Source organism: Microbacterium sp. MAH-37 (genome assembly GCF_009758255.1).
In the GTDB taxonomy this organism is placed as follows: domain Bacteria; phylum Actinomycetota; class Actinomycetes; order Actinomycetales; family Microbacteriaceae; genus Microbacterium.
Genome location: NZ_WSEN01000009.1, coordinates 337,693 through 350,762, shown reverse-complemented (window position 1 = coordinate 350,762; position 13,070 = coordinate 337,693). Strand labels below are relative to the sequence as shown.

12 protein-coding genes are annotated in these 13,070 nt (G+C 69.1%); 11 read left to right on the top strand and 1 reads right to left on the bottom strand.

All coding sequences use genetic code 11. The features are described 5' to 3' along the window. The first annotated feature begins 631 nt into the window (after positions 1 to 631). Positions 632 to 976, top strand: coding sequence for an Rv2175c family DNA-binding protein (locus tag GON06_RS13900; protein ID WP_378734776.1), 345 nt, complete (start codon positions 632 to 634; stop codon positions 974 to 976). A 26-nt stretch (positions 977 to 1,002) separates the two neighbouring features. Here GON06_RS13900 and GON06_RS13895 read toward each other — a convergent pair whose 3' ends face one another. Next, the gene (locus GON06_RS13895; protein WP_332837556.1) at positions 1,003 to 2,091 is read right to left on the bottom strand and encodes a polyprenyl synthetase family protein; all 1,089 of its coding nucleotides are present in this window, start codon (positions 2,089 to 2,091) and stop codon (positions 1,003 to 1,005) included. A gap of 116 nt (positions 2,092 to 2,207) precedes the next feature. On the opposite strand from GON06_RS13895, the gene GON06_RS13890 reads away from it, so the two are divergent. The 10 genes from GON06_RS13890 to GON06_RS13845 all read left to right on the top strand — a co-directional run bounded on the left by GON06_RS13890 (position 2,208) and on the right by GON06_RS13845 (position 13,068). Then, positions 2,208 to 2,591 carry a DUF3040 domain-containing protein gene (locus GON06_RS13890; RefSeq protein WP_157312842.1) on the top strand — a complete coding sequence of 128 codons (384 nt, stop codon included), beginning with the start codon at positions 2,208 to 2,210 and terminating at the stop codon, positions 2,589 to 2,591. A 217-nt stretch (positions 2,592 to 2,808) separates the two neighbouring features. Further along, positions 2,809 to 3,240, top strand: coding sequence for a division/cell wall cluster transcriptional repressor MraZ (gene mraZ / locus GON06_RS13885; RefSeq protein WP_157312841.1), 432 nt, complete (start codon positions 2,809 to 2,811; stop codon positions 3,238 to 3,240). Positions 3,241 to 3,349: 109 nt separating this feature from the next. Beyond that, positions 3,350 to 4,288 (top strand): 16S rRNA (cytosine(1402)-N(4))-methyltransferase RsmH, encoded by a 939-nt coding sequence (gene rsmH / locus GON06_RS13880; RefSeq protein ID WP_157312840.1) that lies wholly within the window; start codon positions 3,350 to 3,352, stop codon positions 4,286 to 4,288. Next, complete coding sequence (locus GON06_RS13875) at positions 4,285 to 4,869, top strand: hypothetical protein (RefSeq protein ID WP_157312839.1); 585 nt, start codon at positions 4,285 to 4,287, stop codon at positions 4,867 to 4,869. Before rsmH ends, GON06_RS13875 begins: the two co-directional genes overlap by 4 nt. A 25-nt stretch (positions 4,870 to 4,894) precedes the next feature. Continuing rightward, entirely contained in the window at positions 4,895 to 6,679 is a 1,785-nt protein-coding gene (locus GON06_RS13870; protein WP_157312838.1) for a peptidoglycan D,D-transpeptidase FtsI family protein, read from the top strand. Positions 6,680 to 6,713: 34 nt separating this feature from the next. Further along, positions 6,714 to 8,126, top strand: coding sequence for a UDP-N-acetylmuramoyl-tripeptide--D-alanyl-D-alanine ligase (locus GON06_RS13865; RefSeq protein WP_157312837.1), 1,413 nt, complete (start codon positions 6,714 to 6,716; stop codon positions 8,124 to 8,126). Beyond that, positions 8,123 to 9,223, top strand: a complete 1,101-nt coding sequence (gene mraY, locus GON06_RS13860; protein ID WP_332837555.1) for a phospho-N-acetylmuramoyl-pentapeptide-transferase — start codon at positions 8,123 to 8,125, stop codon at positions 9,221 to 9,223. Before GON06_RS13865 ends, mraY begins: the two co-directional genes overlap by 4 nt. Continuing rightward, a complete protein-coding gene (murD, locus tag GON06_RS13855) occupies positions 9,220 to 10,752 on the top strand; it encodes a UDP-N-acetylmuramoyl-L-alanine--D-glutamate ligase (protein WP_157312836.1) in 1,533 nt (510 codons plus the stop codon). Before mraY ends, murD begins: the two co-directional genes overlap by 4 nt. Beyond that, positions 10,721 to 11,986: a putative lipid II flippase FtsW gene (gene ftsW / locus GON06_RS13850; protein ID WP_157312835.1), complete on the top strand. Its 1,266-nt coding sequence runs from the start codon at positions 10,721 to 10,723 to the stop codon at positions 11,984 to 11,986. The genes murD and ftsW overlap by 32 nt, the downstream gene beginning before the upstream one ends. Then, positions 11,983 to 13,068: a UDP-N-acetylglucosamine--N-acetylmuramyl-(pentapeptide) pyrophosphoryl-undecaprenol N-acetylglucosamine transferase gene (locus GON06_RS13845; RefSeq protein WP_332837553.1), complete on the top strand. Its 1,086-nt coding sequence runs from the start codon at positions 11,983 to 11,985 to the stop codon at positions 13,066 to 13,068. The genes ftsW and GON06_RS13845 overlap by 4 nt, the downstream gene beginning before the upstream one ends. Positions 13,069 to 13,070: the final 2 nt, after the last annotated feature.

Here is a 13,070-nt window from a genome sequence, read left to right as displayed (position 1 = left end):
GTTCGCTGTCATGATCGCGGATACGGAGGTGCCGTACTTGCGGGCGATGCGGTAGACGGTGTCACCGGCCGCGACGGTGTGCGTCGCGGCCGCTGTCGGTGCCGGCGCGGCAGCTGCTGCCGGCGCGGCGGCACCCGAGAGGACGAGCTTCTGCCCAGGGTGGATCACGGAGCGCGCGGTCAGGCCGTTCCAGGCGAGGATGTCCGCGGTGCGCAGGCCGTTCCGCTTCGCGATCGACCAGATCGTGTCACCGGGGCGCACGGTGTAGGTCGCGGCCGGTGCCGTGGACGGCGCGACGCGCGTCGTGACGGGCAGCGCCCGGAGGCGAGCGTCGGCGTGCTGGGGGAGAGGACCCTGTGGGGTCTTGGCCGATACGGTCTCGGCGGATGCCGGTGCGACGGTGAGAGTCGCGGCGAGGGCGCCGACGACGGCGGCGGAGACGCCGACTCTCAGCCCATGTTCGCGTGCGGTGAAGGTGCGCATTGTCAAGGACCCCCCTTGTTCTCGGCTTCTGACACGCTGACACGGTTGTAAACGGTTGTCAACAGAAGTGATCAATGTGGCAGAAGTGAAAGCTGTTCACCATGCAGGCCGCGCGGCGGCGCAGGCGCGAGCGTGAGATAGTGGGCACGTGTCCGAGATTTCCCCTGAGAACGCTGCCTGGCTGACCATCCCCGACCTCGCCGAGGTGCTCGGCGAGACTCCGGGTCGAGTGCGGCGCCTGCTCGACGAGCACTATCTGATCGGTTCGCGTCGCAACGGGCCGGTGCAGGTGCCCGCGGTCTTCATCGTCGACGGACACCCGCTGCCCTCGTTGCGCGGCACCGTCATCGCCCTGCGGGATGCCGGGTTCAGCGACGACGAGGCGATCGACTGGCTGCTCGCCGAGGAGGAGACGCTCGGACGCACTCCTATCGCCGCTCTGCTGGCCGGGCACAAGAGCGAGGTGCGACGCATCGCGCGCACGCTCGCCTGAGCAGTCCGCCTTCTGAGTCCGGCGCGCTAGCGGGTGCGTGTGGTCGCTGCTCTGGCCAGATCGCGCAGTTCGCCGACAGCGGCGTTGTCCAGCGGCGTCGCGGTCAGAGCGCGGTCGGCGCGAGACGCGTGATCGGCGATCATCTCCTCTACCGCGGCAAGGGCACCGGTGTCGGTGATCGTCGCCTGCAGGAAGGCGATCTGGGTGTCGTCCAGGTCGGGATCGCCGAGCATCTCGTCGAACACCGTCCGTGCGGACGGGGAGAGCGCGGCGCGGGTGCGCGCGACCAGCACGGTGCGCTTGCCCTCGCGCAGGTCGTCGCCGGCGGGCTTGCCGGTGACCGCGGAGTCTCCGAACACTCCGAGCACGTCGTCGCGGAGCTGGAAGGCGATGCCGACGGGATGCCCGAACGCGCGCAGAGCGGCCACCTGGTCGGTGCTCGCCCCCGCGAAGGTCGCACCGAGCACGAGCGGCTGCTCCACGCTGTACCTGGCCGACTTCAGCGACGCCACGCGCAGCGCGCGCCCGGCGTGCTCCTCCGCAGCGTGCACGCTCCACGCCGATTCCTCGGCGATGTCGAGCAGCTGACCCACCGTCACGTCGCGACGCATCCGCGCGTACTCGGCGCGCACGATCCTCGCGTGCGGATGCCCGTCGAGGGCCTGCTCGGCGAGGTCGTCGCTCCACGCGACGAGGAGGTCTCCGAGGAGGATCGCGGCGGATCGGCCGTATGCCGCGGCGTCGCCGCTCCATCCGGCGCCGTGGTGCGCGCTCTCGAGAGCGCGATGGGCGGCCGGCATGCCGCGCCGCACATCGGAGTTGTCGATGAGGTCGTCGTGCACGAGAGCTGCGGACTGGAAGATCTCGAGCGCCGCGCACAGATCCCACAGCGCGTCGCTCTCCGCGGCGCGGGCATCGGCTCGGCGTGCGACCGCCGCCCATCCGGTGCGGCAGAAGCTCGCACGCAGTCGTTTTCCGCCGACCAGCGTCGCCGCGGCCGCGTCGAGGAAGGCGGCGCCGTCCGGACCGTATTCGGCGGCATCGGTCCTCCGGTCCTCGAGGAAGAGCTCCAGGCGAGCGGCGACGGCTTCGGACACGGACTGGGAGGCGGACACGTTCACAGCCTATGGTGCATACAGACACAGTCGATACGCAGCTGGTTGTGGGCGAACGCTGGCCCGAGCGCGCTGCGCGAGAGTAAGATGAGAAGACGAACCCGAGGGGGATGGAAATGCCTCTTTCCGAACAGGAGCAGCGTCTGCTCGACGAGATGGAACGCCATCTCCTTCAGAATGACGCCGATGTCGTCACCGCGCCCTCGGGGGACCGATCGCTCAGCTATCGCAACCTCATCTACGGCGCTCTGCTGCTGCTCGCCGGCGTCGGCGGTCTCATCGCCGCCGTCGCGCTCGGCCCGCAGCTGGGTGGTGTGTTCAGCATCGTCGTCGGAGTCATCGCGTTCCTCGCGATGCTCGCCGGGGTGATGCTCGCCTTCACCCCCGTGCGCCGCACCGGCCCCGCGCCCCACGAAGAGCGATCCCCCCGCGGCAACGATTCCTCGTCCTTCATGGATCGCATGAACGACCGCTGGGATCGCCGCCAGGAAGGGCGCTGATCCGCGAAGGCTGATCCACACCGGATCCCTCCACTTTTCCTCCACTTCACTCCACGGCCCCGGAATCCTTGAGATTCCGGGGTTTTTTCATGCCCGGACGATGGTGGAGACGGGGGTGTGGAGGGGATTGCGACGGGAATGTCGTAGGAAAGTGGAGACAAGTGGAGTAAAGTGGGGCGCACCTCGAGTTGGCCGGATTCAGAGGGGGTGAAGGCCGATGCTGCTGGGTACCCACACGCCGAAACTGGACGACAAGGGAAGGGTGATCCTTCCTGCGAAGTTCCGCGAGGATCTCGCCGGCGGCGTCGTGGTCACCCGTGGACAGGAGCGCTGCCTCTACGTCTTCAGCACCGCCGAGTTCGAGGAGTTGCACGAGAAGATCCGCCAGGCTCCGCTCAGCAACAAGCAGGCCCGTGACTTCCTGCGCATGTTCCTCTCCGGCGCCAGCGCCGAGATGCCGGACAGCCAGAACCGCATCACTCTTCCTGCGCACCTGCGGCAGTACGCCGGGCTCGGCAAGGAGCTCGTCGTCACCGGTGTCGGCGCCCACGCCGAGATCTGGGACGCAGCCGCATGGAACGACTACCTCACCTCCAACGAGGAGAGCTACGCAGACCTCGAACAGGAGGTGATTCCCGGCCTGTTCTGACCACGGCTGTGATGCCTCGCCGCTCCGCCCCGACACACTTCCCCGGTGCCGGGTCGAGCGGAGGGGAATCAGAGCCGGAGGTCACCCCACACGACAGGACCCAGAGATCATGAACCTCCGAGACATCCACATCCCCGTCATGCTCGACCGCTGCGTCGAACTCCTGGCGCCCGCACTCGAACGCGACGGCGCGGTACTCGTCGACGCCACCCTCGGCATGGGCGGGCACTCCGAGGCGTTCCTCGAACGGTTCCCGAACATCCGCCTGATCGGGCTGGATCGCGACACCGACGCGCTGCGCATCGCGGGGGAGCGGCTCGCCCCGTTCGGCGACCGCGTCACGCTGGTGCACACCGTCTACGACGAGATCGGTCTGCACGCGCAGGGTGCCTCGGCGATGCTGTTCGACCTCGGCGTCTCGTCGCTGCAGCTGGACGAGGCCGACCGAGGCTTCGCGTATTCGAAGGACGCTCCGCTGGACATGCGGATGGACCAGACGAAGGGCGTCACAGCCGCCGAGGTGCTCGCCACGTACAGCGAGGGCAACCTCCGCCGGATCTTCGAGCGCTACGGCGAGGAGAAGCTCGCCGCGCGCTACGCCCGTTTCATCGTCACCTCCCGCGACGAGCATCCGCTGACCCGCTCCGGCGACCTCGTCGACCTGCTCATCGAGGCGACGCCGGCCGCCGCCCAGCGCGCGGGGCACCCCGCCAAGCGGGTCTTCCAGGCGCTGCGCATCGAGGTCAACGCCGAGCTGAACGTGCTCGCCGACGCGATCCCGGCAGCGATGGATGCGCTGGCCGTTGGCGGCCGGATCGCCGTCATGTCGTACCAGTCCCTGGAGGACCGCCTGGTGAAGCAGGCCTTCGCCGCCGCCGCGGCCTCCACGGCACCCGCCGGCCTGCCGGTGGAGCTGCCGGAACACGCGCCGCGCTTCCGCATCCTCACCAAGGGCGCGGAGCAGGCCACCGAAGAAGAACGCGCTCGCAACCCGCGGGCGATCCCCGTGCGTCTGCGTGCGGCCGAGAAGATCAGGGAGGCGACATGAGCCTGAACGCGCTCCGCGCCGAACCCCGCGAGAAGCCGGAATCCGCATCCGAACGCCGACTGCACGCCCTGAGCGCGCCCGGTCGCAGACGTCGCCCGCGGCTCGCGTACGCGATGCTCGCCGTCGGCGGTGTGGCGCTGATCGGCATCCTGCAGATGGGGCTGTCACTGGCCTCGACCCAGGACTCGTTCGTCCTCGCCGATCTGAACGCCAAGCAGCGCGCGCTCAGCCTCGAGAAGCAGGCCATGCAGGACGAGCTCGTCGGTCTCAGCTCACCGCAGTCGCTCGCCAGCAAGGCGGCATCCCTCGGCCTCGTCGTCGCGGGCAGCGCGTCTTATCTGCGGCTGAGCGACGGCGCGGTCCTCGGAGTGGCGGATGCGCCGGGCTGGATCTCGACGGTCGATCCGAACGGGCCGACCAAGGTCGGCAACGCCCTGCTCGACGCGCCGAAGACCGAGGAACCCGCGGCGAAGGACGGAGCGGCATCTGATGCCGCCGGGACCGAAGCCGCGGAGAAGAAGACCGATCCCGCACTCCCGCCGTCGCTGGACGACGGCCTGCCCATCCCGCAGACGCACTGAAGAAACGAACCGGACGGAGCCGCAGATGACCACCCGCGCAACCCGCAGCCCGCGTCGCCGCACGGTGGTCGCCCTCGCCGTGGTGCTCGCCGTGCTCGGTGCCTTCGTGGTGCGCCTCGTCGACATCCAGGTGGTGCGTGCGGACGAGCATGTCGAGGAGTCCCGCAAGACCGGGAACCTCGGCAGCACGCAGCCGGTCGCAGGCAACCGCGGTGACATCGTCGACGAGAACGGCACGGTCCTCGCATCCAGCAAGCTGGTCTACGACGCGCAGCTGGACCCGTGGCTGATCACCGAGCTCGAGAAGAAGGACAAGGCACCGATGCCGTGGGCCGAGGCGAGCACGAAGATCGCCGACATCACCGGGCTGGATGCCGATGAGCTGCGTGCCGAGGTCGCCGCCAACCTCGCGGACAACGCCGGGTCCCGGTACTACCTGCTGAAGAAGAAGGGCCTGTCGACCGACCAGTACCTCGAGCTGCGCGAGCTCGAGCTGCCGTATCTGGCGATGAAGTCACGGGCGGTGCGGGTGTACCCGAACGGCGCCGTCGGAGGCAACCTGGTCGGCTTCGTGAACAGCAACGGCGAGGGCTACGGCGTCGAGAAGATGGAGGCGCAGTGCCTCGCGCCTGAGAACGGCGAACGCACCTATCTGCGCGGGAAGAACGGGGTGATCGTCCCCGGCAGCGATCGGGAGACCCCCGCCGTCGACGGCGGCACCGTGAAGCTCACGATCGACAGCGACCTGGAGTGGTACCTGTCGCAGATGATCGCCGAGGAGGCGCAGCGGCAGGGCGCGAAGTCCGCCACCGCGACCGTGGTCGAGGTGAAGACGGGCAAGATCCGTGCCGCGGCGCAGTACCCGGCCCTGGACCCGAACAACATCGACGGCACGGAGCCGACCTACTGGCGCTCACAGATCTTCTCGCACAGCTACGAGCCCGGCTCGACGTTCAAGCCGGTCACCGCGGCGACGGTGATCGAAGAGGGCGCGGCGACACCGCTGAGCGTCGTCTCGGCGAAGGGCCGGGAGCGCTTCCCGAACGGCGCGAACATCGGCGACTCGTTCGGACACCCGGAGTACGACTACACCCTCGCCGGCGCGCTGATCGACTCGTCGAACGTGGCACTGTCCAAGTTCGGCTCGAAGGTCACTCCCGAGGTGCGCTACGACTACCTGAAGAAGTTCGGCGTCGGCACCCCGACCGCCATCGGCTTCCCGGACGAGGAGTCGGGTGGTGTGCGCGACCCCAGGAAGAAGCCGTGGGACAACCAGACGTACTACACCACCACCTTCGGCCAGGCCTTCACCGTCACGCCGATCCAGGTGGCCAGTGCGTACCAGACGCTCGCAAACGGCGGGGAGCACATCGATCTGAGCCTGATCGAGTCGTGCACGGACCGCGAGGGCGTCGAGCACACCACCGAGGTGAAGAAGAACCGGGTGGTCTCCGAGGACACCGCCGCGCAGGTTCGCCGGATGCTCGAGAACGTCGCCGTGCAGGGCGGCCTCGCGAACACCGTCAAGGTCCCCGGGTACCGGATCGGCATCAAGACGGGAACCGCGGAGGTCGCGAACGGCAACGGCGGGTACAAGTCCGGGCTGTACTACACCTCGATCCTCGGCGTCGCCCCGATCGAGGACCCGCAGTACGTGGTGATGATCACGATGGAGGAGCCGACTAGGATTACCTCGTCGGCAGCAACCGCGCCCGCTCTGCAGAAGGCGCTGACCCAGGTGCTGAAGACCTACCGCGTCGCTCCGTCGTCCACTCCGATGGAGGCGCCCCTCCCCAAGTTCGGCGAATGACCCGCCGCACGCCCAGCCGGTACTGGAGTTCGTCATGATCGCCCTGTCCCTCTCCGAGATCGCCTCCGTCCTGGGGGGTGAGCTGCGGCTGCACGGATCAGACACCGCCGAGACCCTCGTCTCCGGCGTGGTCGACACCGACTCTCGCAAGATGGTGCCCGGCGCCGTCTTCGTCGCGAAGCCGGGGGAGGTCACCGACGGGCATCGCTTCGTCGGTGCCGCCGTCGCCTCCGGCGCGGTGCTCGCGATCGTCGAGCACCCCGTGGACGAGGCCGTCAGCCAGATCGTCGTCGCCGACGTGATCGAGGCTCTCGCCGCGCTCGCGAAGGAGGTCGTCGCCCGCGTGCGCGCGAAGGGCGACCTGCGCGTCGTGGGGATCACCGGCTCCAACGGCAAGACGACGACCAAGAACTTCGTCGCCCGCATCCTGCAGGCCGAGGGCGAGACGGTCGCGCCGATCAACTCGTACAACAACGAGGTCGGCGCCCCCGTTACCATGCTGCGGGTGACCGAGAGCACCAAGTACCTGGTGAGCGAGTTCGGCGCCTCCGGCGCGGGCAGCATCGCCCGGCTCGCCGGGCTCGTCGAGCCGGATGTCGTCGTCGTGCTGATGGTCGGTCTGGCGCATGCCGGGGGCTTCGGCGGCATCGAGAAGACCGCTCAGGCGAAGGCGGAACTGATCGAGGCCGCCCGCCCCGGCGGCACCGCCGTGCTCAACGTCGACGACCCGCGGGTGGCCGCGATGCGTCCCCTCGCCGAATCGCGCGGTATGCGTGTGGTCGGGTTCGGCCGGACGGATGCCGCGGACCTGCGGGCCTCGGATGTCGAGGTCTCGGCCTCGGGCACGACCTGCGTCGTGCACGAGGGCGACCAGACGCTTCCGCTGCGGATGCAGGTGCTCGGCGAGCATCATGTGTCGAACGCCCTCGCTGCAATCGCCGCCACGGGCGCCCTCGGTGTCCCGGCGGCCACGGCCATCGAACGCCTCGAGACCGTCGAGATCGCCGAACGCTGGCGGATGCAGCCGATGGGCGGCGACCGCGTGCGGATCATCAACGACGCCTACAACGCCAGCCCGGACGCGATGGCGGCCGCTCTGCGGACGCTGGCACAGATCGCCGCGCCCGGTCAGCGCACGGTCGCGGTGCTCGGTGCGATGAGCGAACTGGGCGAGGTCGACGGCGAGGAGCACGACCGGATCGGCCTGCTCGCGGTCCGGCTGAACATCCAGCGCATAGTCGTCGTGGGCGCGGAGGCTCGCCGGCTGTTCCTCGCCGCCGTGGGCGAGGGGTCCTGGGACGGCGAGGCCGTGCATCTGCCAGATCAGGACGCCGCCTTCGACTACCTCACCGGTGAGCTGCGCGACGGCGACCTGGTGCTCGTGAAATCATCCAACTCCGCGGGACTGAGGTTTCTCGGCGATCGTCTGGGAGAATCGTTCTCGTGAGGTCTCTGCTAATGGCGGCGGCGGTATCGCTCGCCTTCTCGCTCTTCCTGACCCCCGTCTTCCTCCGCCTGTTCCGGAGACTCGGCTGGGGACAGGTCATCCGCACCCCAGAGGACATCAGCAACCCGAGCCATGGCCACAAGCGCGGCACGCCGAGCATGGGCGGCCTGATCTTCATCTCGGGCACGATCGTCGGGTACTTCACGGGCGTCTACATCGGCGGCAGCGAGCCGGCGCTCTCCGCGATCCTCGTGCTCTGGCTCATGGTCGGCTTCGGGGTCGTGGGCTTTATCGACGACTACATGAAGGTGCGCAGCCAGCGCAGCCTCGGCCTCTCCGGCTGGCGCAAGGTGATCGGCCAGCTGCTGGTTCTCATCCCGTTCGGCATCGTCGCACTCGCGCCGGCGTTCCAGAACAGCTATGGCCAGACCTCCGCCAGCAGCTACGTCTCGCTGTTCCGTGACATCCCGTGGCTGAACCTGATGGCGTTCGGCACCGTGCTGGGCTGGATCCTGTACCTGGTGTGGGTCTCGCTGATCGGGGTCGCGACCTCGAACAGCGTGAACCTCACCGACGGACTGGACGGGCTCGCCGCCGGTTCCGGCATCTTCGTCGTCGGCTCCTACGGGCTGATCGCGTTCTGGCAGTACAAGCAGTCCTGCATCGGCGTCGCGGTGGCCGGATGTTACGAGGTGCGCGAGCCCCTCAACCTCGCCACCGTAGCCGCGGCGTTCACCGGGGGTCTGATCGGCTTCCTCTGGTGGAACGCGCCCAAGGCGAAGGTGTTCATGGGCGACGTCGGGTCGATGGCGATCGGCGGCGTGGTCGCCGCGATGGCGATCCTCACCCGCACCGAGCTGCTTCTTCTGCTCATCGCCGGCGTCTTCGTGCTCTCCAGCGGCTCGGTCATCCTGCAGCGCCTGTACTTCAAGATCACGCGCGGCAAGCGGCTGTTCCTGATGAGTCCGTTCCATCACCATCTCGAGATGCGCGGCTGGCAGGAGGTCACGATCGTCGTGCGCCTCTGGATCATCGCCGGCCTGCTCGCGGCATCCGCCGTCGGTGTGTTCTACGTCGACTGGCTGACACACGTATGAGCGCGCGTCTGAAGGGTCTGACCAGCTGGAATGCCGACTGGGCGGGGCTCAGGGTGGCGGTGCTCGGGTTGTCGACGACGGGATTCTCGGTCGCCGACACGCTCACCGAGCTCGGAGCAGAGGTGCTCGTGCTCTCCGAGTCGGCATCGGAGGAGTATCAGCGTCTGCTGCCGGTGATCGGCGCGCGACTGGAGCTCGGCTCGCTCGCGGAGCCCCCGGCGTCGCTGATCGAGTTCACGCCGGACGTGGTGATCGCCTCGCCCGGGTTCCCGCCCGCGCATCCGGTGATCCGCTGGACGCAGGATGCCGGGATCGCCCTGTGGGGCGACGTCGAGCTCGCCTGGCGGGTGCGCGACAAGGTCGTGCGTCCGGACGGCACGCCTGCTGACTGGGTGCTCATCACCGGTACGAACGGCAAGACCACCACGACGCAGCTGACCGCATCGCTGCTCGCCGAGGGCGGGCTGCGCGCGGCGCCGTGCGGCAACATCGGCGTGCCCGTGCTCGACGCGGTGCGCGACCCGGGCGGGTTCGACGTGCTCGTGGTCGAGCTGTCCAGCCACCAGCTCTGGTATCTGGGCCTCGCCGCGCCGGAGGCGGAGCTGTACCCGCACGCCGCCGTCTGCCTGAACCTCGCCGACGACCACCTCGTCTGGCACGGCAGTGCACAGGCCTACCGCGATGCGAAGGCACTGGTGTACCGCAACACCCGTGTCGCCTGCGTCTACAACAAGGCGGATGAGGCGACCAGGCTCATGGTCGAGGAGGCGGACGTCGTCGAGGGCGCTCGAGCGATCGGGTTCGACCTCGGCACGCCAGGACCCAGCGACCTGGGGGTCGTGGACGGCATCGTCGTCGACCGGGCCTTCCTCGACGACCGCCGCAACAGCGCCCTCGAGCTGACCACGCTCGACGATCTGCGCCGCGTCGGGCTGTCCGCGCCGCACATCGTGCAGAACGTCCTCGCCGCCTCCGCGCTGGCGCGCTCCCTGGGCATCGAGCCAGAGACCGTCCACCGCGCCCTGCAGGCGTTCCGCCTCGACGCGCACCGTATCCAGGTGATCGCCGAGCATGGCGGCATCACCTGGGTCGACGATTCCAAGGCCACGAACCCGCATGCCGCGGCCTCCTCGTTGCGGGCCTATCCCGGCGCCGTCTGGGTCGTCGGCGGCGACCTCAAAGGCGTCGACATCTCCGAACTGGTCGCCGAGGTCGGCGGCACCGCCGGCGCGGCGATCGTGATCGGCGTCGACCGGGATCCGGTGCTGGCGGCATTCCGGCGACACGCGCCGAGTGTGCCGCTCTACGAGGTGATCCCCGCAGACACTGGAGATGTCATGACCCGCGTCGTCCAACTGGCGACGGGGATCGCAGTCGACGGGGGCACAGTTCTGCTGGCTCCTGCGGCGGCATCCTTCGACCAGTTCACGAGCTACGCGGATCGCGGCCACCGCTTCGCCGAGGCGGTGCGGGACTGGATCGACCGGGGGAGCGCTGATGACGCAGACGGCTCACCCGAAGCGCGCTGACACCGCCGCATCCGCATCTCCTCGCGGCGGCCTCGCCGCCCGCGTCTCGCTCGGCCGGCTGTTCCAGCCGATGCCGATGGAGTTCCTGCTCATCTCGTTCTCCGCGCTGCTGCTGACGGTGTTCGGACTGGTCATGGTCCTGTCCGCGACCAGCGCGACCACCACGAAGGGGCCGCTCGACGAGGTCCTGAAGCAGGGCGTGTTCGCCGTGATCGGCATCCCGCTGATGTTCCTCGTGAGCCGTCTGCCGGTGAGCCTGATCAAGAGGCTCGCGTGGGTGGGACTCGTGCTCGGGCTCTGCCTCCAGCTGCTCGTGTTCACGCCGCTCGGCATCGAGGACATGGGAAACCGCAACTGGATCAAGATCGCGGGTTACACGATGCAGCCCTCGGAGTTCCTCAAGCTCGCCCTCGCGATCTGGGTCGCCTTCGTGCTGCTGCGCAAGCAGACTCGCCTGAACACCTGGCACCAGGTGTTCATCCCCGTCGTCCCCGTCTCCGCCCTGGCCATCGGCACCGTCGTCGCGGGCAACGACCTCGGCACGGCCATGGTCATGGTGCTGATCGTGCTCGGGTGCCTGTTCTTCTCGGGCGTCCGGCTGAGGCTGTTCATCCTGCCGCTGCTGCTCGGCGCCGTCGCGGTCTTCGGCTACGCGTTCACCAGCGACAACCGCATGAAGCGGATCCTCGCCGCGTTCAACCCCGAGGACTGCGACATCGCCAACGAGTGCTACCAGGCCACCCACGGCATGTGGGGCATGGCCTCTGGCGGCGTCTTCGGCGTGGGGTTGGGCAACTCGCAGGAGAAGTACGGCTGGCTGCCCGCGGCGGCAAACGACTACATCTTCGCGATCGTCGGCGAGGAGCTCGGTCTGATCGGCTGCGTGCTCGTGCTCGGCCTCTTCACCGCCTTCGCGGTCGGGGCGTTCCACATCATCCGCAAGACGGACGACCCGTTCATCCGCGTCGCCGCAGGCGGCATCACCCTGTGGATCGTCGGACAGGCACTGTTCAACATCGGCGTCGTCATCCGCATCTTCCCGGTGATGGGCGTTCCGCTGCCGTTCATGTCCCAGGGCGGCACGGCGCTGCTGTCGGTGCTGCTCGCGTGCGGGGTGCTGCTGGCGTTCGCGCGCACGATCCCGGCATCCGGGGCAGCGGCTGAAGCGGGTGCGAAGCGCGCACAGCGTACTCCGCGGCGCGCGCCAGCGCGCACAGGTAGCATCACGGGGTGACCACGTACCTTCTCGCCGGCGGGGGCACCGCCGGCCATGTCAATCCGCTGCTCGCCGTCGCCGACCTGCTCCGCGAGCGCGACGGCGCGACGGTCCTGGTGCTGGGCACCAGGGAGGGCCTCGAGTCCCGTCTGGTCCCCGAGCGGGGCTACGAACTGCTGATCGTCGACAAGGTGCCGTTCCCCCGACGCCCGAACAGGCAGGCAGCCGCCTTCCCCGGACGTTTCCGCAAGGCGATCGCGCAGGTTCGTTCTCACATCCGCGAGCACGACGTGGACGTGGTCGTCGGCTTCGGCGGGTACGCGTCAGCCCCCGCCTACGTCGCCGCACGCCGTGAGGGCGTGCCGTTCGTCGTGCACGAGGCGAACGCCAAGCCCGGCCTCGCCAACGTGCTCGGCGCCCGCCGGGCAGCCGGCGTCGGTGTGGTCTTCGACGGCACGCCGCTCAAGCGCGGTGAGGTCGTCGGGATGCCGCTGCGCCGCGAGGTCGTCGAACTCGACCGCGCCGCGGCCCGGGACGAGGCCGCAGACCTGTTCGGGCTGGACCCTGCGAAGCCGGTGCTGCTGGTGTTCGGCGGATCGCTCGGCGCGCAGCGGCTGAACGAGGCGCTCGCTGGCTCCTGGGCGGACGTGCTCGCTGCGGACTGGCAGGTTCTGCACGCGACGGGGGAGCGCGGCGAATGGGTCGACCCCGAGGTGCCCGGCTACGCCATGCGTCGCTACCTCGATCGGATGGATCTCGCCTTCGCCCTCGCCGACGTGATCGTATCGCGTGCGGGCTCTGCGACTGTGAGCGAGGTCTCCGCCCTCGGCATCCCCGCCGTCTACGTGCCTTACGCGGTGGGCAACGGCGAGCAGCGGCTCAACGCGGCGTCCGCCGTGGAGGCCGGGGCTGCGCTGCTGCTGGACGACGCGACGTTCAGCGCCGACACGGTGCGCGACCGGGTGATCCCGCTGCTGCGCGACCCGGAGCGCATCGCGGCGATGACCGCGGCGGCGGAGAAGGTCGGCACGCGCACCGGCACCGAGAACGTCGTGGCGATGATCGATCGCGCGCTCGGCGACGACCGTGCGGGGCGCTGACT

Coding starts and splice junctions, on each gene's coding strand:
- GON06_RS13890 (WP_157312842.1), top strand. CDS start 2,208: ATGCCTCTTTCCGAACAGGAGCAGCGTCTGCTCGACGAGATGGAACGC.
- mraZ (WP_157312841.1), top strand. CDS start 2,809: ATGCTGCTGGGTACCCACACGCCGAAACTGGACGACAAGGGAAGGGTG.
- rsmH (WP_157312840.1), top strand. CDS start 3,350: ATGAACCTCCGAGACATCCACATCCCCGTCATGCTCGACCGCTGCGTC.
- GON06_RS13875 (WP_157312839.1), top strand. CDS start 4,285: ATGAGCCTGAACGCGCTCCGCGCCGAACCCCGCGAGAAGCCGGAATCC.
- GON06_RS13870 (WP_157312838.1), top strand. CDS start 4,895: ATGACCACCCGCGCAACCCGCAGCCCGCGTCGCCGCACGGTGGTCGCC.
- GON06_RS13865 (WP_157312837.1), top strand. CDS start 6,714: ATGATCGCCCTGTCCCTCTCCGAGATCGCCTCCGTCCTGGGGGGTGAG.
- murD (WP_157312836.1), top strand. CDS start 9,220: ATGAGCGCGCGTCTGAAGGGTCTGACCAGCTGGAATGCCGACTGGGCG.
- ftsW (WP_157312835.1), top strand. CDS start 10,721: ATGACGCAGACGGCTCACCCGAAGCGCGCTGACACCGCCGCATCCGCA.